The 19,194-nt window shown below is 60.5% G+C and carries 24 protein-coding genes and 1 riboswitch; of the genes, 15 read left to right on the forward strand and 9 right to left on the reverse strand.

The genetic code is table 11. From position 1 onward, the window contains the following. Positions 1-6 precede the first annotated feature (6 nt). Positions 7-381 carry a histone-like nucleoid-structuring protein Lsr2 gene (locus AC51GT_RS19975; protein WP_496329913.1) on the reverse strand — a complete coding sequence of 125 codons (375 nt, stop codon included), beginning with the start codon at positions 379-381 and terminating at the stop codon, positions 7-9. A gap of 487 nt (positions 382-868) precedes the next feature. Here AC51GT_RS19975 and AC51GT_RS19980 point away from each other — a divergent pair, with 487 nt between their 5' ends. After that, the gene (locus tag AC51GT_RS19980; RefSeq protein ID WP_496329914.1) at positions 869-1,165 is read left to right on the forward strand and encodes a DUF4193 domain-containing protein; all 297 of its coding nucleotides are present in this window, start codon (positions 869-871) and stop codon (positions 1,163-1,165) included. 276 nt (positions 1,166-1,441) lie between these two features. On the opposite strand, the gene AC51GT_RS19985 is transcribed toward AC51GT_RS19980, so the two are convergent. Further along, complete coding sequence (locus AC51GT_RS19985; RefSeq protein ID WP_496329963.1) at positions 1,442-2,497, reverse strand: PDDEXK nuclease domain-containing protein; 1,056 nt, start codon at positions 2,495-2,497, stop codon at positions 1,442-1,444. A gap of 259 nt (positions 2,498-2,756) precedes the next feature. On the opposite strand from AC51GT_RS19985, the gene AC51GT_RS19990 reads away from it, so the two are divergent. Both AC51GT_RS19990 and AC51GT_RS19995 read left to right on the forward strand, forming a co-directional pair. Beyond that, complete coding sequence (locus AC51GT_RS19990) at positions 2,757-3,569, forward strand: MerR family transcriptional regulator (RefSeq protein WP_496329915.1); 813 nt, start codon at positions 2,757-2,759, stop codon at positions 3,567-3,569. Continuing rightward, positions 3,566-4,414 (forward strand): hypothetical protein, encoded by an 849-nt coding sequence (locus tag AC51GT_RS19995; RefSeq protein WP_496329916.1) that lies wholly within the window; start codon positions 3,566-3,568, stop codon positions 4,412-4,414. Before AC51GT_RS19990 ends, AC51GT_RS19995 begins: the two co-directional genes overlap by 4 nt. A gap of 169 nt (positions 4,415-4,583) precedes the next feature. Here the strand turns inward: AC51GT_RS19995 and AC51GT_RS20000 are convergent, their stop codons facing one another. Then, positions 4,584-4,718: a hypothetical protein gene (locus AC51GT_RS20000; protein ID WP_496329917.1), complete on the reverse strand. Its 135-nt coding sequence runs from the start codon at positions 4,716-4,718 to the stop codon at positions 4,584-4,586. 563 nt (positions 4,719-5,281) lie between these two features. Beyond that, complete coding sequence (locus AC51GT_RS20005; protein WP_496329918.1) at positions 5,282-6,130, reverse strand: bifunctional 5,10-methylenetetrahydrofolate dehydrogenase/5,10-methenyltetrahydrofolate cyclohydrolase; 849 nt, start codon at positions 6,128-6,130, stop codon at positions 5,282-5,284. 19 nt (positions 6,131-6,149) lie between these two features. Next, positions 6,150-6,226: riboswitch (ZMP/ZTP riboswitch) on the reverse strand. 133 nt (positions 6,227-6,359) lie between these two features. On the opposite strand from AC51GT_RS20005, the gene AC51GT_RS20010 reads away from it, so the two are divergent. Then, the gene (locus tag AC51GT_RS20010) at positions 6,360-6,917 is read left to right on the forward strand and encodes a GNAT family N-acetyltransferase (protein WP_496329919.1); all 558 of its coding nucleotides are present in this window, start codon (positions 6,360-6,362) and stop codon (positions 6,915-6,917) included. Between the two features lie 238 nt (positions 6,918-7,155). Then, positions 7,156-7,710, forward strand: coding sequence for a recombinase family protein (locus AC51GT_RS20015; RefSeq protein ID WP_496329920.1), 555 nt, complete (start codon positions 7,156-7,158; stop codon positions 7,708-7,710). A gap of 44 nt (positions 7,711-7,754) precedes the next feature. On the opposite strand, the gene AC51GT_RS20020 is transcribed toward AC51GT_RS20015, so the two are convergent. Further along, the gene (locus AC51GT_RS20020) at positions 7,755-8,363 is read right to left on the reverse strand and encodes a class I SAM-dependent methyltransferase (protein WP_496329921.1); all 609 of its coding nucleotides are present in this window, start codon (positions 8,361-8,363) and stop codon (positions 7,755-7,757) included. Positions 8,364-10,120: 1,757 nt separating this feature from the next. Between AC51GT_RS20020 and AC51GT_RS20025 the strand changes: the two genes are divergently transcribed. The 3 genes from AC51GT_RS20025 to AC51GT_RS20035 all read left to right on the forward strand — a co-directional run bounded on the left by AC51GT_RS20025 (position 10,121) and on the right by AC51GT_RS20035 (position 12,215). Then, the gene (locus AC51GT_RS20025; RefSeq protein ID WP_496329922.1) at positions 10,121-10,558 is read left to right on the forward strand and encodes a hypothetical protein; all 438 of its coding nucleotides are present in this window, start codon (positions 10,121-10,123) and stop codon (positions 10,556-10,558) included. A gap of 8 nt (positions 10,559-10,566) precedes the next feature. Further along, positions 10,567-11,556: a hypothetical protein gene (locus AC51GT_RS20030; protein ID WP_496329923.1), complete on the forward strand. Its 990-nt coding sequence runs from the start codon at positions 10,567-10,569 to the stop codon at positions 11,554-11,556. Between the two features lie 179 nt (positions 11,557-11,735). Further along, positions 11,736-12,215, forward strand: a complete 480-nt coding sequence (locus AC51GT_RS20035; protein WP_496329924.1) for a hypothetical protein — start codon at positions 11,736-11,738, stop codon at positions 12,213-12,215. A 76-nt stretch (positions 12,216-12,291) separates the two neighbouring features. Here AC51GT_RS20035 and AC51GT_RS20040 read toward each other — a convergent pair whose 3' ends face one another. Next, entirely contained in the window at positions 12,292-12,504 is a 213-nt protein-coding gene (locus tag AC51GT_RS20040; RefSeq protein ID WP_496329968.1) for a hypothetical protein, read from the reverse strand. A 412-nt stretch (positions 12,505-12,916) separates the two neighbouring features. Here AC51GT_RS20040 and AC51GT_RS20045 point away from each other — a divergent pair, with 412 nt between their 5' ends. The 7 genes from AC51GT_RS20045 (at position 12,917) to AC51GT_RS20075 (ending at position 17,580) form a co-directional block, all read left to right on the forward strand. Further along, positions 12,917-13,480 carry a hypothetical protein gene (locus AC51GT_RS20045; protein ID WP_496329925.1) on the forward strand — a complete coding sequence of 188 codons (564 nt, stop codon included), beginning with the start codon at positions 12,917-12,919 and terminating at the stop codon, positions 13,478-13,480. Next, positions 13,473-14,594, forward strand: coding sequence for an XRE family transcriptional regulator (locus AC51GT_RS20050; protein WP_496329926.1), 1,122 nt, complete (start codon positions 13,473-13,475; stop codon positions 14,592-14,594). Before AC51GT_RS20045 ends, AC51GT_RS20050 begins: the two co-directional genes overlap by 8 nt. Before the next feature lie 254 nt (positions 14,595-14,848). Continuing rightward, positions 14,849-15,082: a DUF2188 domain-containing protein gene (locus AC51GT_RS20055; protein WP_496329927.1), complete on the forward strand. Its 234-nt coding sequence runs from the start codon at positions 14,849-14,851 to the stop codon at positions 15,080-15,082. Between the two features lie 271 nt (positions 15,083-15,353). After that, positions 15,354-15,809 (forward strand): toll/interleukin-1 receptor domain-containing protein, encoded by a 456-nt coding sequence (locus tag AC51GT_RS20060; protein WP_496329928.1) that lies wholly within the window; start codon positions 15,354-15,356, stop codon positions 15,807-15,809. A 347-nt stretch (positions 15,810-16,156) separates the two neighbouring features. Further along, positions 16,157-16,558 (forward strand): PLDc N-terminal domain-containing protein, encoded by a 402-nt coding sequence (locus AC51GT_RS20065; protein ID WP_496329929.1) that lies wholly within the window; start codon positions 16,157-16,159, stop codon positions 16,556-16,558. 52 nt (positions 16,559-16,610) lie between these two features. Further along, the gene (locus tag AC51GT_RS20070) at positions 16,611-16,982 is read left to right on the forward strand and encodes a PLDc N-terminal domain-containing protein (RefSeq protein ID WP_496329930.1); all 372 of its coding nucleotides are present in this window, start codon (positions 16,611-16,613) and stop codon (positions 16,980-16,982) included. A 352-nt stretch (positions 16,983-17,334) separates the two neighbouring features. Next, complete coding sequence (locus AC51GT_RS20075; protein WP_496329931.1) at positions 17,335-17,580, forward strand: hypothetical protein; 246 nt, start codon at positions 17,335-17,337, stop codon at positions 17,578-17,580. Positions 17,581-17,706: 126 nt separating this feature from the next. Here the strand turns inward: AC51GT_RS20075 and AC51GT_RS20080 are convergent, their stop codons facing one another. From AC51GT_RS20080 to AC51GT_RS20090, 3 genes are read right to left on the reverse strand one after another with little or no spacing between them, the layout of a single operon-like run. Continuing rightward, positions 17,707-18,189, reverse strand: coding sequence for a nuclear transport factor 2 family protein (locus AC51GT_RS20080; RefSeq protein WP_496329932.1), 483 nt, complete (start codon positions 18,187-18,189; stop codon positions 17,707-17,709). Continuing rightward, complete coding sequence (locus AC51GT_RS20085; RefSeq protein WP_496329933.1) at positions 18,186-18,440, reverse strand: hypothetical protein; 255 nt, start codon at positions 18,438-18,440, stop codon at positions 18,186-18,188. Before AC51GT_RS20085 ends, AC51GT_RS20080 begins: the two co-directional genes overlap by 4 nt. Before the next feature lie 39 nt (positions 18,441-18,479). Further along, positions 18,480-18,821 (reverse strand): LLM class flavin-dependent oxidoreductase, encoded by a 342-nt coding sequence (locus AC51GT_RS20090; protein ID WP_496329934.1) that lies wholly within the window; start codon positions 18,819-18,821, stop codon positions 18,480-18,482. Positions 18,822-19,194 lie beyond the last annotated feature (373 nt).

Genomic DNA, 19,194 nt, shown 5'->3' on the forward strand with positions numbered 1-19,194 from the left:
CAGTTCCTATTGCGCGAGGTAGGCGTCTTTGATGCCCTGGGGGATTCGGCCCCGGGCGGCGATGTCATAGCCCTGCTCCTGGGCCCATCGACGCACCTCGGACAGATCAAGGCTCTGGCCCTGATCGTTCGTGTGGTCACCGGTGGCGGGGGTGAGATGTTTGGGAGCAGTGGAGCGTTTGCGACCACCGACCCGGGTCGATTTGTCCAAGAGTGTTGCGACCGAGACTTTTCCGGCTTCGATCTTTTCTAAACTCGTGGTGTCGACATCAACAACGTAATCCACGCCCAACCACGACCACTCGATGGTGTGCAGATCATCAATGTCGATGGGTTTGCCGGTCAGATCGTCGTAATATTCGAACGTAGTTTGTGATGCCATAATGTCCCACGATAGTCCGTGGGTCGAAATAGGTGCCCACGCCCTCGGTATAGCAGATACGACGTCGTCGAGCATGACCACTGGTCTGCCCTGCGACGATGTTTGTTTCGCAAACGGTGAAAGTTGTTGAATAACGTTGCCTGACAGCAGTTAACGCTGTCGATCTGCTGTCGTCCGGTAGGTGTCACGGAGGTGGCCGGCGGTCATCGCCCGATCGAATTCGTCTATTTGCGCAATATCACATTCTGTAGCATCCTCGATATTCGAGTATTGCCAGCTCCAGCGTTCACTTGAGTGTTCGCTCCACAATGGTGATGTGAAGCGCCTTCAGACCGTGTGGGCGCTTCACATTCACACTCCCGGAAACTTCTCGTCTGCACCATCCACTTATCACTGTGGTGCGACGGCATCCGATGCGCTATCGGGGCGTGAAAGTTAGCGCGCTAAACTCCACGCACATTCGCGGTTTCAACGATGAGGAATAGGCATGGCCACCGATTACGACGCTCCCCGTTCTGTTCCCGACGCCGTCGAGGCCGTCGACGCCCTCCAAGATTTGACCGCCCTGCGGCCCGAGACCGCGGTCATCGACGTCGAAGACTCTGAGGATCCTGACTCCTTCGAGTTGCCCGGAGCCGACCTGTCAGGTGAAGAGCTCGTCGTCAAGGTCATACCCAAAATGCCTGATGAGTTCACCTGCACCAGTTGCTTTCTCGTGCATCACCGCAGCCTGCTCGCATATCAGCAAAGCCCACAGATGCTCTGTCGAGACTGCGCCGACTAGCTAGACCATCCGCGCCTGGGGCGCAGAACTATGGGCGAACGCATCAGCTGTCAGTACGCGCCGTTCAATAGCTGATTCGTCGTCGCAGAGGTTCAACCAGCCGGACGACCACTGCGATGCAATGATCCGGCCCGGACCTGCGATACAACGAACCAATCTAGTTCGATGCGGTGGGCGATATGGGACAGACGGCAAACCGGGGTGGACATGGCGTGCCCCCGACCGAGACATCCGTTGTAGCTGGTTTGGAGATCTCACGTGCGACCGTGCCTGTTGTCAGCGGTCCTGGTCGTCTGTGGGGCGCTGAGCGTGTAGTTCAGTGAGGGTGGCGTCGAGTGCGGAGGCCAGTTCGTTGTCCGTGGGTACGACCTCCCGGAGTTGCTCGGGCAGGGTGTCGTAGGTGTAGTTCGCCACCGCCAGCGGTGCGGGTGCTCCGGCGAGCGAGTAGCGGACGGTGTTGTCGTTGCGGCCAGCGCACAGCAGGATCCCGATGGTGGGGGCGTGCTGGCCGTGAATCCGGAGGTTCTCGTCGACCCAGGCCACGTAGAAGCCGAGCTTTCCGGCGTATTCGGGCTGGAACCGCCCAACCTTGAGCTCGACAACTACAAACCGCGACTGAGTCCAGTTGAAAAACAGCAGGTCGATGTAGAACTCGTCGCCGTCGACCGTGAAGTGGTACTGCCGGCCGACGAAGGCGAAGCCGTGGCCGAGCTCGAGCAGGAACCGTTCAAGTCGGGCCATCAGCGCGGTTTCGAGTTCCCGTTCGGCCACCTTGGTGGTCAGACCCAGAAAGTCGAAGACGTAGGGGTCGCGGACCAGCTGTTGAGCCAGATCCGAGTCCTCGGCGGGCAGATGGTCGGAGAAGTTCGACGGCGCCGCTGCGATCCGCTGGTGTAGTCGCCCGGCGATCTGATGGGCCAGGATGTCACGGGACCAGCCGTGTTCGGCGGCTTGGGCCGCGTACCACTCGCGGCGGGGCTGACTATCGAGCTTGTCGAGCAGGACCGTGACGTGCCCCCACGGCAATCGTGCAACAGGCTGTTGCACCATTTCCTCAGGCCAGGCCGCGGCGAACGAGCGCATATAGAACAGGTTGCGCCGGGATAGTCCGCGCATCTCCGGGAACGCGGTTCGTAGGTCCTTCGCCAGCTGGTCGATGACCTTGGTGCCCCATCCGTGTGCTCGTTGCCGCTCCAAAATGGCCCGGCCGAGATCCCAATACAGCAGCAGAAGCTCGGTGTTGACGGCCCGTGAGGCGCGGATCCGGGACCGGCTCACCTGTGCCTTGAGTTGCTCGAGGAATCGGGGGTAGTCGTCGGGCAACCTCAACATTGGATCCGTCACCGCCTCATCCTCTCGCGTGGGGATTCCTCATGGCGGACCTCCCCGTCGAAGACCGGCGTGTCTCTCACCGATCAAGGTCTCGGAAACGGCCGATTCAGAGACATGGAGGAACGGAGAGCTCCTCGCCTGTTATGGACGTTCACGCCAAGGGAGTGGGAGGGCCTTCGGGCGGTTGTGGCGGCAGTGAGGTTTCCCGCCGTGCAGATATTCTTGACCCTGACGTTAGGTCATAGTTAACACTTGGGCTATGCAAATTGGTCAGCTCGCCGCCGCTGCCGACACCACACCGAGAACGGTCCGCCACTACCATCGCCTCGGGCTATTAGACGAGCCACATCGTCGCGCTAATGGCTACCGCGAGTACACGATGAGCGATGTTGTCCGCCTGATGCGGATTCGCTGGCTCGCCGACCGCGGAGTCCCACTCGGCTCGGTGTCCGCAATACTTTCGCAAGATTCGTCGGACGAGGGCACCGACGATACGATCGCCGACCTCAACTCACTGATTGGTGTGGTGCGCGCCGAGCACGCGAAGCTCGCACGGCGACTCGCCAGACTCACCTCAATGCTCGCTGACGTCGACAACGGGCGTCCGATCTCCGCGCTACCTACAAATGTCGCAGGTCTGTTGGCTACCGCCATCGACACCGCACCGACACCTGCGATACGGACGGCACTCGAACGTGAACGCGATCTGCTCGAGGTACTCGCTATCTCCGGCACCGTGCCCGATGATTTCTTGTCTTCGTACGCGGCGTCGATTGCCGACGATGAGCAGCGTTCCCGCTACTTTGCGTTTCTCGCCCAGTGGTCGAATCTATCTGGACGGGCACCGGATTCAGTGGAATCGGAAATCGAACTACTATCCCGGAACTTGCTTGCGCAGTTCGAGGATGCCGGCACATTCACCGACATGGAATCCGATACCGCCCAGTGGGGAGACGCCGGCATGCCGGTTTCACTCGACGATGTCATTCCCGACCCGGCTCAACGAGAGGTGGTCCTACGCGTGCAACGCGCGCTCGCAACCTTGACGGACTCGGCGGCGATTGCTGAATGAACATTCTCACCGCCAAGACCTTTCACCGGGTCGTGCAACTGGTGACAGTGGCTGTCCTCGTCGTCAATGCCGTCCTGCTCGCGATAGGTGTTCTCGCACCCAGACAAGCACTGTTCCTGTTAATCGCCGTCGAACTTCCCTTGGCCGTGCTCGTGATCATCGGGTTCGTGGCACGTTTCAGAGTTCACTGGCGCCGCGGGGTTGGCAGATCGGAGGCCGTGAATGCGACGTTCGGTGATTCGCCTTTTTGGCCGATAATTCGGGCGGAAATCCGTGCGTACACGTCGCTGTGGTTCTGGGCGCGCGACCGCGATGCCGGCATCGAACCGGGCGCGCTCGTGTTCCGGTCGAGCCGTGGATCAATGGTTCTGCCTGCCGCGTTCGGTGTCGCAACCCTCGTGGAAATCGGTGTGCTGCACTTCGTCCTCCCGTGGTGGTGGCTTCGCGTCGCGGCGACGGTGCTGTCCGTGTGGTCGTTGCTGGTACTGCTCGGATACCTGGCGGTGCACCGGGTACATCCGCACTACCTGACCGATTCGCATTTCGTACTGCGGCAGTCCGGCACGATCGTCGCCACGATCCATCGTTCGAACATCACATCGGTGGCGCTCTCTCGCCGGTTTTCCGAGACCAATCCGATGGTCGTCGACAATCGGCTGTACCTGCCGAACATCGACGGAACAGACGTCGATATCGCTCTTACTCAATCGATCTCGATTCAACTACCCGCGATGCTCCCGCGATTCCGGAAGACCTCGTCAGTCGATTGCGTCAGCATGTACGTCGACAACCCTGCTGCGCTCGTGACCGAACTGAGGAAAGACGCGCTTCCTGCGTTGCCCTGATGGGCAGTGCTGATTCAGTAACCCTGGCCACCGGGCCAACTAGTGTCAAGCAAACCAGCGATATCTCACGAATCAGTGCCTCAGAAACGGCCGTTGGTGGGACGCCGCGACTCGATAGGGAGAGCAATAATCGATTGGTAGCTACAGTGTCCCGGTGCCTCTTCTCGGTTCAGATGAACCACTGCCCCGACGCCCCCAGCGCGTACTTGTCGCGGGAACTTCCGGATCCGGAAAGACCACACTGTCGGTACGGATAGCGACACTGCTCGACATCGAGCATGTCGAGATCGATGCCCTCTATCACGGGCCGGACTGGACGCCCCGTGAGCAATTCCTAGCCGACGTCAGAGCATTCAGTTCTCAACCACTTTGGGTAACGGAGTGGCAGTACGACTCTGTTCGCGATCTGCTCGCAGACGAGGCGGATCTCCTTGTATGGCTGGACTTATCGCGGTTCACCGTGACACGCCAGGTCACGGCTCGGACGGTGCGGCGGAGACTGCGCCGTGAAGTGTTATGGAACGACAATATTGAGCCACCTCTGCGTACGATCTTCTTCAACCGAAACCACATCATCCGATGGGCTTGGAACACACACCCCAAAACTGAACGCAATGTATCTGCGATCAGACATCGGAGACCAGACCTGGCAGTCGTCCGTCTTCAGACCCACAGTGAGACCGAAGAGTGGATCAAGGGGCCATTACGAAGTGCCGCAAACCTCTAGCTGCCCACTGATCCAGCGGGATGTCTCACACTTCCAGCTACTTCACCAACGGCCGTTTCTGGGGCACCGAAACGTGAGACAGGCCCCGGCATGGCGTTCGCGAACGTCGTGCCGGGGTCCCATCCATACGCGACTGCCGCCTACTGCGTCTTTGCGTGGTTCTTCGCGGCAGTCAGGGTCTGATCCAAGAGGACTGCGATCGTCATCGGGCCCACCCCGCCCGGCACCGGAGTGATCAGGCGCGCGCGCTCGCGCGCGGCTTCGAACTCGACATCACCGACGTTGCCCTCGTTGTAGCCGGCATCGACAACTACCGCTTCCTCCTTGATCCACTCACCCCGCACAAACTCCGGGCGACCGACCGCGGCGATCACGATGTCTGCACCCTTGACAGCCTCGGCGACATCTCGTGTGCGGGAGTGGCAGAACGTCACGGTCGCATCAGCAGCGAGAAGCATCATCCCCACCGGTCTGCCGAGGATTGGACTGCGGCCGATCACGACGGCGGAAGCTCCCGCAATCTGAACGTCGAATGCATCGAGCAGTCGCATGATCCCGCCCGGCGTCGCGGACACGAACCCTGGCTCTCCGAAAGCCATCTGCGCGAACGACGTTCGGGTCACACCATCGACGTCCTTGCTCGGATCGATAGCCTCGAACGCGGCGCGCTCGTCCACGTGCGAGGGCACCGGATGCTGGAGCAGGATGCCATCGACAGTCGGGTCGACAGAGAGTGCATCGAGGACTGCGACGAGTTCACTCGTTGTGGTCGTCTCGGAGAGGTCGATACGCCGCGATTCGGTGCCGACCTTCAGCGAGCGATTGACCTTCATCCGCACATACACGTGCGAGGACGGGTCGTCGCCGACCAGGACCGTTGCTAGACAGGGTCTCCGCCCTGCCGACGCCATGAACTCGGATACTCCTTCGGCCACGCGACTTAATGTCTGCGCTGCGAGGCTGGCACCATCGAGTAATTGCGCTGTCATCACGTTCTCCGCTCGGTGCGGAGAACGCCCAGGCGGACGACGCTCTCGACTTCACTCCCCGGTAGTTTTCTACCCTCGCCAGTCGTGTTCCGTCAGCGTAGAGGGCCTCGGGGTGAAGTGTCTATCGGCAGGTCGACGCTTTCCAGTAGGGGTTGATAGTTGGATTGTTATGCATGAGTTCGGATGTCTCTCCCTCGACTGTTAACGAGCGCGAATAGGCGGGACTTCCATGAAGGCTCAAAGAATCGACTCGAGTGCGAAGATCTTGGGGGTGATCCGCCAAACGATCCTGAAGACCAACAGACTGAAACTTACGACGTGGTTGCCGTCTGACGTGCATGACCTCGCCGAACTGCACTCTGACCCTCAGACCATGCGGCACATCGGGTATGGCCGACCGGAGAGCGTCGCGGAGTCGCAATCGAGGCTCGACGGGTACCTCGATGAGCAACGAACTCAGGGCTGGACAAAGTGGCGTGTGGAGAACCGGGACGGAGAAATGGTCGGTAGAGCTGGATTCGGCGAGGTCGATTCCTGTCGTGAGCTGGCGTATGCCTTTCGGCGAGATCAGTGGGGTCGAGGTTTCGCGACGGAGATTGCATCTGCTCTGGTGGACTGGAATTTTGAACATCCTGGCCGAGATCTGTTGTCGGGCGGTCTTTGCGCTCATGTGGAGGACGGACATCGAGCGAGCACACGAGTCCTTGAGAAGGTCGGTTTCGATTTCGTGGACATGCGTGAGTACAAGAGCGTCATCTGCGCGTTCTTTCAGTATCCCGGGCAGTAGATCCCGTCGGCACAGTCTCGGATACGACCGTTTCTGAGGCACCACCCGTTGAGACACAGCGACGACGGACCGGAAGCTGAAACCCGGAAGCCGCTAGAGGCGGTGTTCCCCGCTCGAGGCGGGTAGGGGAGCCGAATCGATCACTACTGTTACTGAACCGTGATGTGTCTCAGAAACCCGTCTCACCCCCTGTGCTGCCCACTGGAGCGTGTCTGACGTTCTGAGACAGTCATCCCTTGTGAGCGCCGTATTTGGGTACCTGAGGGTAAGTGGCACCGATCAGGTGCTGGATTTGCAGAGAGACGCTCTGGCGAAAGCCGGATGCGATCGAGTGTGGGAAGAAGTCGCGAGCGGAGCGAAGAACGACCGCCCTGAGCTGCTCGACCTGCTTGGACACCTACGAGACGGCGACACGCTCGTTGTATGGCGACTCGACCGACTGGGGCGATCGCTGACACACCTGATCGAAACGGTTGAGGGGCTCCAAGCGCGAGGGGTGACGTTCAAATCGCTGACCGAGACGATCGATACCTCTTCCCCGGGAGGAATGCTGATCTTCCAAATCTTCGGTGCGCTAGCACAATTCGAGCGGGCGCTCATCCAGGAGAGGACCGTCGCCGGCCTCGCCGCAGCACGAGCGCGAGGCCGAGTCGGTGGACAACCCAAGCGTATCGACGCTGCCAAAGCCCGTCAGATTCGCCGAATGATCGAAGACGGTACGCCCAAGAGCGAGATCGCAGCCGTACTCGGAATCGGTCGAGCCACCTTGTACCGACATCTCTCAACCTCGTAGAAGGAGAGTCGGTGCCATTGTTGTCGGTTGAGAGAACCTGTTGGTCAGAAGCCGGGCTTCCGCCAAATTAGCGAATATCGAAACAAGGAGAGCCGCCGCCATCGAGCGCCGGGAAGTTCTATCTCGGCGATCTCCCTCACTTGCGAGTACGAATGAGGAGGCGTCCATACCTTCGGCGCGGTGTGTTCCCAGAACTCGTTTCGCCGCGAGAGCCAGCTGTGTTGTGCAACGCCGAGCACATCAAAAGCAAAGTCGGCCAATCGAGTTGAACGTGCGAGACCGATCACGACGAGGACACCGCCCGGAGCTGTCAACGATGCGAGGCGCCGGAGTGCGGCCGATAGCTCCGGCATATGGTGCACCGTGGCCACCGAAGTGACTACGTCGAAGGTTCGGTCGAAGGGGTAAGTCAGCGCGTCCCCATGGATCCAGGTGATGTCGTGGCTGACGATGCTTGTGCGTGCGGATTGGACGACCGGATCGTCTATGTCGATAGCAACGACCTTCGGGATCTTCTGACAAAGATCGGCAGCCAGCAAACCGTCACCTGCTCCCACGTCGATCGCCGATCGGGCCTTTACGGGCACGGCATCGAGTACGAGCTGGTGGTAGTGGATGTTGTGGTTCCAGCGTTGGTGCCCTTTGTCTCCCACAATCCCGACGGTAACACCGGCTACACAATCACTTTGGCGGTGTTAGATCGGACGCTTCGTTGCGTAACTGTCACCTATCCGTGCAGCAGTCCCGAATGAGCAGCGCGAAGCTTCTTGCTAGGTGTCCTAGCTAGGCATGCCTCGTGAAAGCGTGCCTGGCCACCTGACGCGACCGTCCACTGAACGAATGAATATTGAAGACAACGCTGGTGGTAGGGATTGATTTCGCTCGGATAAGGTGTCCGGTTTGGAGCGCTGGCAGGGCCATGCACGTTACGCTCACTAAAGAGCACTACTGCACGTTGACTTGTCATCTAGAGGTCGCTGAGGGGTGTGCGCAAGAATGATCGGGGGTGTGCTTATGGCGTGGGTGTCGAGTGGTAGTTGTTCTGGCTCGGATCGTCGCCGGATGTTCTCCTCCGAAGGAGGGGCGAGCCCATGGCAGCTATGAAAGCCTTCGCGACCCGATTGGATCCGAGGTTAATCAAAGCGGTCAAGATGCAAGCAGCCGAGCGGGGATTACTGGTTCAAGTGGCGGTTACTCAGGCATTGTGTCAGTGGTTGAAATCCTCCTCCGAACCCAGGGCGGGGGAGGAGCAGTGAGTAGCGCTTCAATCCCCCGCTCAATTCTCATACCAGGAAGAGCTGTCAAGCTCCCGTGTTCGGTGGTGCTGCCTTACTGCCCCGCGACGAAGGCCCTATCCTCGCCCTGCTCTGACTCCTTTACGGTTCGTCTAAGCCTAGTTTGGTGACCGCACGATCAAGTTGAGCTGGCTCTAGCCCGGTTATCGATCAGACATTGCGTGAACTCCCCTTCATATTCGTTAGCTTCAATGTTGTTTGATTCAAGGAGAACATCGCCATCGATGTTCGTCACCCGTGCGGTTGCGAATCGAGGCCACCGAGTTAATCGACGCCTCAACGGCCTCAAAGAAGTCGAGATGTGATCTAGATATTATCCATTATCAATGTTCTCGCTCGACAGTTCTTAGAAAGTTAGAAAGTTAGAAAGTTAGAAACCGTCGCACCCCAGTCTTTCGGTGACTTGTCAACATGTGGCGCGGCGGTATCCAGGGGAATAACACAGAGCACTGTCAGCACTAGCTGGTGGCTAGACATGACCCCAATATTGGGGGCATGTCTACAAGTAAAAAGTAGTCCCACCAACGGTGCAGCGAATACAAAATAGAGCTGGGTCGTTTCTCTCCGAAATATTTTGAGAATTCACTTGAAGTCAAAAGGGAAACCATGATATGGGCGTCCGAAATTTATTTCTGAGAAGAGGCTGTGCAAATCATTACGACATGTTTACTATGTTGAGACACTCCCATTGCGGTTCAATGCGAACGAAAAAGCCAAGGGCTCAGACTTTCTGAGGCTGCGGGCGGGGAGTGGCTATAAGCAGTCCTAATTCCCATCGCTCGCTGTCATGGAGGTCGAAAATGTCCCTAAAGTCGTTGGTTCGTTCGTTTTTGGTGGCCGGGGCGGCGGTTGCCATGGTGTCGACTGCGGCGGCGCCGAGTGCTAGTGCAGCTTCTCTGAATGGGTGGATCGGCCCGACTCCGATTATCAATGGGAACTCGTATTTGCATTATTCGACGATCAGCAATACTCCGCTCTTCGCTTCGACGCGGCTCTATACGTCGTTCGGGTACGCGGTGCCGGCCTACACGATGGGCGTGCGGTCACGGTTGTTCAAAAGCGGTGCCCTTTGCGTGATCAATCCCGTCAAATACAACGCGACGTCCACTGGTTCGTTGACAGATCCGACCAGCGGCGATTGTGGGCCCGGGTGGTACAACAGCCACGGGTTCGTACTGGTCGACGACGGGACGAACTACCAGGAGTTCGTGACTTTCCCGACCGATCCGTTGCAGTGGGGGGAAGCCGCTCCCGCCCCGGCGGCGGATCAGACGATCCAGAGCAATTCCCGCGGCCAAACCTATGGTTCGGCGGCGACGATCACCGACGATACCGCTCTTCCCGACCTGATCCTGAGTGTCGCCACCAACGGGCGGACCGGCTACATCAAGTCCGCCGACATCCCGGCGACCCCGACGACCAAGGCGCAGGTCTCTGCACTTTCGGAGCGGACTGACACTGACGGTCAGCGGGTCCGCGTCACTGCTTCGAAGACGGTGCCTGTGTACGAATCTGACGGGACCACCGTCATCGGACAGTTCGTCATCCAATGAGCGACCAGATGGCGAACAACATCGATCAGCGGTGGCTCAGAATGGGACGCGCACGCGCATCGCGCATTGCCTCGGCGACATCCGGCAGGAAATCGAGCTTTCGGACTCGAGTTCTGGCGGTGACCGGCGCCCTGGCCCTTGCTCTGATCGCTTCAACGGCACCGGCAGGAGCAGCTCCCCAGAACAACGGGAATGCCAAGATAGCTGGCTCTCAATGTGAGCAAGGTTTCAAGGCGATTGTGGCGACGGGTGCCGTCCAGGCCCCCGGCGACAGGGAAGCCTTCTTCACGTGTTCATCAGGCGGGATTGTCATTGATGTCAAAAGTGCCGACAAGAAGAAGTCGGATCAGCTGATCCTCGGAAACCCGCAGACATTGCAGACTCGATCGATCAACGGTCTGGGGCCGGCTCAGCGCGACCGTGCAGCGTCTGAGCTAGGGTTAAATACTCCTGCAGCGCAGGCTCGGTCGGGTGTCCCGGCGAACGATTGCCTTCCGTTCACGTCGACGAGCACCTATGTTGACGACTCGACTCATGCACACGGGAATGTAGACATGTGTTACGGCAGGTTCATTACCCGCGGCATCCCCCCAGTCGCTGTCGAGGTCGTGTGGTCCGACACGCTGTCGTATGTGATGCGGCAGCAGCTCAATGGTAGGACCGTCCAGGAATTCTCGTTGGCCAACATCTCAACGAACCAGGCATACGAGATTGGGGTCGAGATCGACTGGAACCAAAGAAAGACCGTCGCGTTCGGTTCTGATCCCTACATCCAGGAACCGGAAACGGTGGAGATGTTGCCTTTCGAGATAGGGCACATCCAGTACGAGACCTACTTTCCGTTGGAAAGCGAGGCAACGGCCCATCTCACGAACGACTACACGAGGATGGTCATCAACAGCGGACCGAGTACAGGGGTTAACCTTACGGCGCACCCCAACTTGCGGATGCCCGACTTCGAATGCCCGGCCATCGGTGATGGCCAGTGCGAGTTCTAGTCGCATCGCAGCCCCGACGGAGATAGAAAGGCCGCGTCATCGGCATAACACTGGAAGACACGTTGGCCGCGATCGGCCTTCTCCTCAACGCCGAATCGTGTTCACGAGTTTCCGGAACTGCCGAATACAGGTCGTGGGGGAAAGCCGATCTAACGGGGCCGCCGAAGAGACTTCAGACTGTGCACTTCACAGTCGATAACGAGTCTGACCGCTGGTCGGAGAAAGTCGTCAAATACGGCGAAGGGCGTCGGTATTCGAAAGAGTCCGGCCAGGAGTACTTCGACGAGCGCGGCGAGGTCATTGACTACCTCTCCGGGGTTTCGGAGTGGCCAAAACTGGTCAGGATGTTGAAACCGAGCAAGTTCGAGATCTGGGGACGTCTTGGAGACAAATGGCGGATGACAGGCGCCGAGTCCGTCGAGCACGGCTATCTTCTGCACTTGGACCGTGAGATGTCGCAGTCCGTGGCGGAACTGTTTATCGATACCACGTTCTCGTTACCGCTTCGCTGGACCGAGGTTCATCCACTCGGCCCAGCGAAGCAAGAGATAGAGATCAAGGGCTTGCACATTCCCGTGGAATGGAAGCGACTAACGGGCATGGACATGTCAGAAAAAGGCGAACACATGTTTGGGGGACCGCCCCTACCCGACTACTGACTGTCAGCGTGGACTTGCGAACCGACTAGTGACACCTAGTTGACACTCAGGTGGTGCCGAGGGATGAGGGTGCGGCCTACTGGGGGCGCAAGGGGATCATGGCGGAGACACGTTCTGTGGCGGTCAACAGTTGCGAGGTTACGTCGCATCGTAGATGAACAAGGTCTTTGATTGCTGCCAGATCTGCTGTCAGGTCTCGAGCGACCATCAACTGCTCGAACTTGGTGCCACGTTCGGAGTTCGACGGCGCCTCGCGGAACGCCTCGATGACCTCATGTACTGACCCCATGAACTGACCAACTCTCTCCGCGACAAAAATGCACCTGCCCGGAACATCTTGCCCGCTTACCTCAACTAGGTCAGAGGTGCGGGCTTGTTCGCCGCGTCGGGGAGATACGCCGAGGGACAATCAACAGCAGTGTGGTCTGCAGGCAGGTCGAGTGTCAGCAGTAAGTTACGAACGACACGCCTAGGGTTCAAGTAAAGCAATGGTGCTCGAATTGCGTGCCATACTGAAGTTCGATCCTGGTCGACACCGCGGCCATGGACGCCAATTCAGAAGGTTCCCAATGGTTCCGGACTCTCCCGCCGATGCTCTCGGCCCCCATTCCCGTGGCGTTCGTGACCTCATTACCGAAGTCGTCCGGTCCAGGCATGAGCGATTCGCCGCGGGGCATCAGGCGTCTGAGTCGAGGTATTCGATGGGATTCGGCACCCAATGGCGCGACCTTCTCGACGACGCTAACGACGCGTTCGCGGCCCGCGGGTTCCAGGCGCACAAGCTGACCCCTGCGGGGTACAAGCTCCCCGTCGTCAACGATTGCCTGGTCTTTGTGTGGCGTTGCCCAGACGCCGTGAACGCGGTTTCGCAGTTCGCGGCGAGCCCGACGAGAAAGAACTGCTTTGCAGTGAAGCCGCCGGACCCGATGCTGTTCGAGCCCGGGTTCACAAATGAGGCCGAGGCGGCCGAAGAGATATCCGAAGATGTCGAGCTTGAGCGCGTGGTGCGCGCCGCCGGCGACATGATGCCGCTCGTGCTCGTGATGGTCCAGTCGTCGCCGCGGCAGTTGCAGTCGATCGAGTGGGCTATCGCCGAGCTTGACCAGGAGTCTGACACGGTCAAATTGCATGGGCAAGAGAGCATCTGGGTACCGGAGCTCGCTGTCGATGCCGCATCGTCGAGCGTTGAGGCGTTCGACAGCGGCGTACCGAGCAGCCCCGCCATCGAGCCGAGGAAGCAGGAGGGAATCCCACCGGATGCGTGAGGACACTCCGGGTTTGTTTGACTCGCCCGTTTCCGGGCAGAGGCATGGCCGCTTCGAGCCAGCGCGGCTGACCCAGGCCCGTGTTCGCGTAGGCGTGAGTAAGACCGACCTCGCCGCCGACGTTGGGGTGTCGGCGGCAGCGATCGGACAGTACGAGGCCGGAATCAACTCGCCGCGTCCCGAAGTCATCGACCGCCTGGCGTCTGCCCTGGGAGTGCGCCCAGGCTTCTTTGGCGTTGGTCGTCCACTAGCCCGCATAGACACTGTGAACGCACACTTCCGAAGCCTGCGTTCAGCGCGCGTGAGCGACCGGCAGAAGGCGCTGGCGACGGCGACCCTGATGTGGGAACTGACGTTCGCGCTCGAACGCTACGTCAGGCTCCCTGAAGCAGATATCCCAGAGGTCGAGACCGGAACTTCGCCGTCGGACGCCGCATCGCTCCTACGCATGCACTGGGACTTGCCCGTCGGCCCTGTCAAGCATCTAGTCGCCACGGCGGAGTCTCGCGGCATCGTGGTCGGGGTACGCCCCCTCGGCGACATCGACGCGGTAGACGCCTTCTCGGTCGTAATCGTTGACCGCCCGATCATCGTCACGACACCGCGCCGAAGTGAGAACGTCTTCCGCCACCGGTTCTCGATCGCGCACGAAATCGGCCACCTGGTGCTGCACACCGACACAGGCGAGCACAGCGCAGCCATCGAGAAGGAGGCCGACGAGTTCGCTGCTGCGTTCCTCACGCCCGCGTCATCGATGGATGTTGGTCTTCCTCAGCGCCTCGACCTGGCAGCCCTGGACCGACTGGGCAGGACCTGGGGCGTCTCGCCACACTCACTCGTCCGCCGGATGGTCGAACGAGGCCGCACGACCGAGTCATCAGCGCGACGTGCTTACCAGCGCCTCGCCTCCGCCAACGATCCGTTGGCCGACCCGTCGAGCGCATACCCGGGTGAGGTCCCCACGCTTCTCAAGAAAGCCGCTGAGCTCGCTGCGGACCATGGCGCGGACATTTCCACGCTCGCCGAAATTCTCAAGATCAGTCCTAAGCAGGTCCGTGACTTGCTCGGACAGGTCGATCAAAGGCCGGTGCTGCATATCGTCACCGACAAATGACGACGTCCTTCCTGGGACTTGCCGCAGGAGTACGACTCAGGCGGCAGATTCACGCCGTGAGCTCCACTTCGTCCACCGTTATCCCACTGGCGACTGGCACGGGCTCGTCTGGTCGACGGAGGCGTGGCAGGGGATACGTCGGGGTTCAACCTGTAACCCGCGTAGACGACATCCTGCATCATCGGACCGATTTGTCGGACCCGCCCGATAACCTGCAAACGTTCGGCCGAGGACGCCAGCGAGGAGGCTCCACCATGACCAATAAGCGGATAGTTCAGCAGCGGGACGACGGCGACTGGGAGGTGCGCAAGCCAGGCGCTGATCGCGCGAGCTCGGTGACGTCCACGCAGGCTGAGGGGATTGACCGCGCACGAGGCATTCTTGCCAATGACGGCGGCGGGGAGCTGCAAGTGCGGGGGAAGAACGGTCAGATTCGAGCACAGGACACGATCGCCCCCGGCAACGACCCTCAGTCCTCGAAGGGGTAGTCAGATCATGTCCGGCTGCACCGCTCCGGTAGAGGGTCACCGCACGGCGAGGGGTGCCGCGAATTGCCCGGTATGCCGGTACCGGTCGGGATCCCGTCCTCGCTCCGCGCCGCCGCGGGTGCCGTCCGACGGCTCTAAACGGTCAGCATCATGGACGTCGTTGGCCAGTGGGGGCGGGACATCTGGCGGCGGGGGCTCACGAAGGACTCGCGCCGGTACATCCGTCAGCTACACGCCCACCGAGTGGCGAACCATCGAGCCCGTCACTCGCGTGGCCGAGCGTCAGGCACGTCAGCACCCGGAGCGCCGCGACCTTTTCCTGTGTCACGCATGGGACGACAGACTCGACTGCGCCGCCGACCTTTACAACCTGTTGCTGACCAACGGCGCGACGGTGTGGTTCAGCGAGAAGGATGTCGGGCTCGGCAAGTCGCTGCTACGTGAAATTGACCGGGGGCTCGCTTGCTCGCGAGCCGGTATCGTCCTGGTCACCCCAGCTCTACTGAGAAGCCTTGCGGCCGAGGGTATTGCCGATAAGGAGCTCTCAGTGCTTCTAGCCACCGATCGCGTAATCCCGGTTGCTCACGGAACGACGTTCGATGCACTCCGAGACGTCAGCCCCCTACTCGCCTCCCGGTCCGGGCTCGACACCGCGGAGTCGTCACTCGACGACGTCGCAGCCAAGATCGCCGCCGCCACAGCGGCACTTTCCGTCGCTGCTTCGTGAGACGTCAGCCCGCTACCGTGGAACGTCCAAGCACTGATCGCCGCCATCCACACTGTTGTCCCCGTAATGGCGACGCGAGAGAATGAACCTGACATAAGGGCGGTTTATCGGGGGCGGGGGGAGTGGGCGTCCTGTGCGGGGCCCGCGGCCGGAGCAGACCGTCCAATAAGGAACGGGCGCTTGCGGTTTGCGATCGACAACTAACACCGGCAATGGTCGGATTAACCTTTACTCGGACGGTCCCACCGGTGTATGCGGGCTCGTAGTGTCCATCGAATCATGTCTATTGGTTTTGCTTACTCCGTGAAACTATGGCGGTTTGTCCGGGGCGAGGCGAGGGGAAGCCGGTGGGGTCGTATCTGATGCTGATCGGTACTCCTGCCATGCCGTACGCGGTGGTGATCGCCGCAGTGATCGTGTTGGCGTTGGCCGCGGGATTGATTGATGTGTTGTGCCGCGACGACGTTGGGGTCCGGGTGTTGCCGCGGTCGGGATGGTTCCTGGTGGTGGTGCTCATTCCGCTGGCCGGCTCGTTGGCGTGGTTCATCTTTGGCCGCCCCCGCCGGCGGCGTGGCCGCAGTGCGCGGCGCCCGACGGCCAATCGGGAGCAATTCCCGGAGTACGACCGGCCGGGCCGGTTTGTGGCGCAGGACCCGGTGGCAGATGCGGAGTTCTTGCAACGATGCCGTGAGCGGGCGGAGCTACAGCGCCGTGAAGCCGAGGCCGAACGTCGGCGCCGGCAGTCCTGACAAGAGCGGATCATCTGATCGCCGAATGGAAGATTGTCACTGAGGGGGAGCGATGCCGTATCTGGGTTTGATCGTGTTGGTGGTGATGATCGCGGCGTTAGTCGACATCATCGGCAGCGAGGCTGGGGTGCGGGGCCTGCCGCGGTGGGGGTGGTTGCTGTTGGTGCTCGTGCTGCCGCTGGTGGGTTCGATCGTGTGGTTTGTGGCCGGAAGGCCGATTGCGGGCGGGGCCTACGGTCGGCCGCGTGGCACGGGCCGTGCCACCGCCTTGGGATTTCCCGAGTATGACGAGCCGGGTCGCTTTGAACCGCAAGACCCTGCCGCCGATGCCGAGTTCTTACGGCAAGTGCGCGAACGGGCCGAGGCGCAACGGCGAAAGGCTGAGCTGGAGCGGCGGCGCCGTCAACAGGAGGGCGAGCAGTGAACTGCGTACTGGTCGATGAGGCTGTCCCTACCGGAAACAGTTGGCGTGCACCGCTGGTGGCGTTGAGTGGTTCTGAAATTTCTCGTCACATGTTGACGGACTGAGCCGGACCCCGATTCGAACGATGACCAGGACGCCACGAGTGCGCAGAGTGTGGTTATGGCTCTGCGTCGGAGCAGTTGTCGTTGGTCTGCTGGTCGCCGGGACGATCACTGTGTCACGAGTGGTTCACCGCGACCCTTGCGACTCTGTCCTCCCGTATGCCAACGACCTGGGACTGGTCCTTTCCGACGACGACCAGGTGCTCTCGTGTGAATGGCATCCAGACTTGTCGGATTCCTCGGGAATAGTCATGGTGCGCACCGCATCGCGGGCTACACGTGGTGCCTTGTTGGCACGGTCCGGCGTCACCGAGGAACTCGACCGATCCCTGGTGAGCATTAACGACGGCCCGTTCCAGGAACAGGTGCGCCGGCCGAACCTCGAACGCAGCAGGCAGGTCTACCTAGCTTCCGCACCCGGCGGTGATCAGCTGAGCATCAGCTACGACGAGACCGTGGACTCTGGGCTTCTGCTCACGGTGGGGGTGCTGGTCTGACCCACGGCATCAACCCACGTTCCTCGACGCCCTAGGGGAGCGGCCATCGACCGCCTCGCGTGGCCACGTTCAGACCCACTCCGAAGCTCCTGGACTGGAACAGGAGTTTCCTGACATAACTTTCGGTTATCGGACGGAGGACGGATTGGTCAGTCCCAGCGTCGCTAGACTGCGCCGGGCAGTTGTCATAGACCGTGCGCGATGGATGGTGCGTTTGCTGATGCGCCAGCCTCCGGGGGTTCGCACCAGGGTGTCTAGATACTGGCCGATCAGGACCGGCATGGGGCCGGGCTGGTGCTGGCCCAGGCGTAGGTACTTGCTGCGGACGTCCACCTCGTCGCCCCGATCGTTAATCACTTCGCTGTTTGTTGTGTGATGCGACAGCACGGCCCGCAGATGTTCCGCGCCGCGGGAGTGCGGATCGTCGCTCGAACCCGTCATCGCTTCGAGCACGGCGCGTCGTCCGGAGACCACCGAGCCGCCGCTCCTTCTCATATCGAAGACGACATCCTGGGTGACCACGGTGTCGAAGGGGGTGCTGGCCGAATCGAGGACATGGCCGTAGCGCGCGATTGTTTGCATGATGCCGAAATAGTCTTCAAACCTCAACGAACAGCCACTCCCACCGGCGCGTTGATGATGGAACGGTGCCGCGGCGAGAGGCCAAACGTCCGGGCAAGTAGGTGGTGGGAGTGGCGGCGGGCGATGGGGTCGGCGATGAGGTCTTGGAGCATCAACTCGTCGGCTCCACTGTCTTCGACCATCTGCTCCAGAGTTGCGCGCACGTCGTCCGGACCGCCGGCCACAAACCGGGGCCACCGGCCGTCGACGATGCTTGTGGGCTCGCTTCTTTTCGGCATCGGTCATCTCCCGCGCCGCGTCGCCGGGGGAGGGAACGGTCACCGACCCGGCACCGCGTCCCGCGCGGCCCAGGCGTGCGTAGAACCCCTTCGCGGAGTTTGCAAGGTATTCGCCCTCGGCCTTTGTCTCCCGACAGAGACGTTGACAGCCAGGATGGCGCGCGGGGATTCGAGTCCGAAACCTTGGGCCTGAAAGTTATTGCGGTACTCGCGTAATGCCGATGCTGCGGCGGTGGGGCGGATGAACCCGGCAAAGGTGTAGCCGATACCGAGGCCGGCCGCGAGGTCCGATCCGTTCGGACTCGACCCGAGCAGCCACGTCTGCGGGGTCGATGTCACCGACGGCAGGAGTTGATGACCGGTGACCCGGAGGATCTGCATTACGAAAGTCCGAACTGGAACGGTGGTGCAACAGGTTAAGTCGATCTGCGGTGGGCGGAGTGCAATCTATACTCCGTCCACCGTCACCCGATCACCGGCGTAGGAGAGTGCTGATCGCCCATCCGATGAGTGCGGGGATCGCGGCTACGAACGGTGCGCCCGTTACTACAAGAATAAATATCGACATTGCATCCGAGAGGAGCTTCGGCAGTAAGAGACCACCGAGAACAATCCAAAGCAGACTTACAGTCTCGGCAGTGATGAGATAATGAATAGCTCTCATTCTTTCGTACCGCCGAAGAGCATAGAGGTTTACTGCTGCTGTGAGAACGAGAAAAACGTGAAATATTGCCGCACGCGGCGAGATGTTTGG

The organism is Williamsia sp. z34, assembly GCF_059553395.1.

Excerpts from the sequence above, each read along its gene's own strand:
- AC51GT_RS20070 (WP_496329930.1), top strand. The coding sequence starts at position 16,611 with ATGCCGTATCTGGGTTTGATCGTGTTGGTGGTGATGATCGCGGCGTTA.
- AC51GT_RS19990 (WP_496329915.1), top strand. The coding sequence starts at position 2,757 with ATGCAAATTGGTCAGCTCGCCGCCGCTGCCGACACCACACCGAGAACG.
- AC51GT_RS20010 (WP_496329919.1), top strand. The coding sequence starts at position 6,360 with ATGAAGGCTCAAAGAATCGACTCGAGTGCGAAGATCTTGGGGGTGATC.
- AC51GT_RS20090 (WP_496329934.1), bottom strand. The coding sequence starts at position 18,821 with ATGCAGATCCTCCGGGTCACCGGTCATCAACTCCTGCCGTCGGTGACA.
- AC51GT_RS20045 (WP_496329925.1), top strand. The coding sequence starts at position 12,917 with ATGGGATTCGGCACCCAATGGCGCGACCTTCTCGACGACGCTAACGAC.
- AC51GT_RS19985 (WP_496329963.1), bottom strand. The coding sequence starts at position 2,497 with ATGTTGAGGTTGCCCGACGACTACCCCCGATTCCTCGAGCAACTCAAG.
- AC51GT_RS19975 (WP_496329913.1), bottom strand. The coding sequence starts at position 381 with ATGGCATCACAAACTACGTTCGAATATTACGACGATCTGACCGGCAAA.
- AC51GT_RS20085 (WP_496329933.1), bottom strand. The coding sequence starts at position 18,440 with ATGCCGAAAAGAAGCGAGCCCACAAGCATCGTCGACGGCCGGTGGCCC.
- AC51GT_RS20040 (WP_496329968.1), bottom strand. The coding sequence starts at position 12,504 with ATGGGGTCAGTACATGAGGTCATCGAGGCGTTCCGCGAGGCGCCGTCG.
- AC51GT_RS19980 (WP_496329914.1), top strand. The coding sequence starts at position 869 with ATGGCCACCGATTACGACGCTCCCCGTTCTGTTCCCGACGCCGTCGAG.
- AC51GT_RS20075 (WP_496329931.1), top strand. The coding sequence starts at position 17,335 with ATGGTGCGCACCGCATCGCGGGCTACACGTGGTGCCTTGTTGGCACGG.
- AC51GT_RS20030 (WP_496329923.1), top strand. The coding sequence starts at position 10,567 with ATGGCGAACAACATCGATCAGCGGTGGCTCAGAATGGGACGCGCACGC.
- AC51GT_RS19995 (WP_496329916.1), top strand. The coding sequence starts at position 3,566 with ATGAACATTCTCACCGCCAAGACCTTTCACCGGGTCGTGCAACTGGTG.
- AC51GT_RS20050 (WP_496329926.1), top strand. The coding sequence starts at position 13,473 with ATGCGTGAGGACACTCCGGGTTTGTTTGACTCGCCCGTTTCCGGGCAG.
- AC51GT_RS20055 (WP_496329927.1), top strand. The coding sequence starts at position 14,849 with ATGACCAATAAGCGGATAGTTCAGCAGCGGGACGACGGCGACTGGGAG.
- AC51GT_RS20005 (WP_496329918.1), bottom strand. The coding sequence starts at position 6,130 with ATGACAGCGCAATTACTCGATGGTGCCAGCCTCGCAGCGCAGACATTA.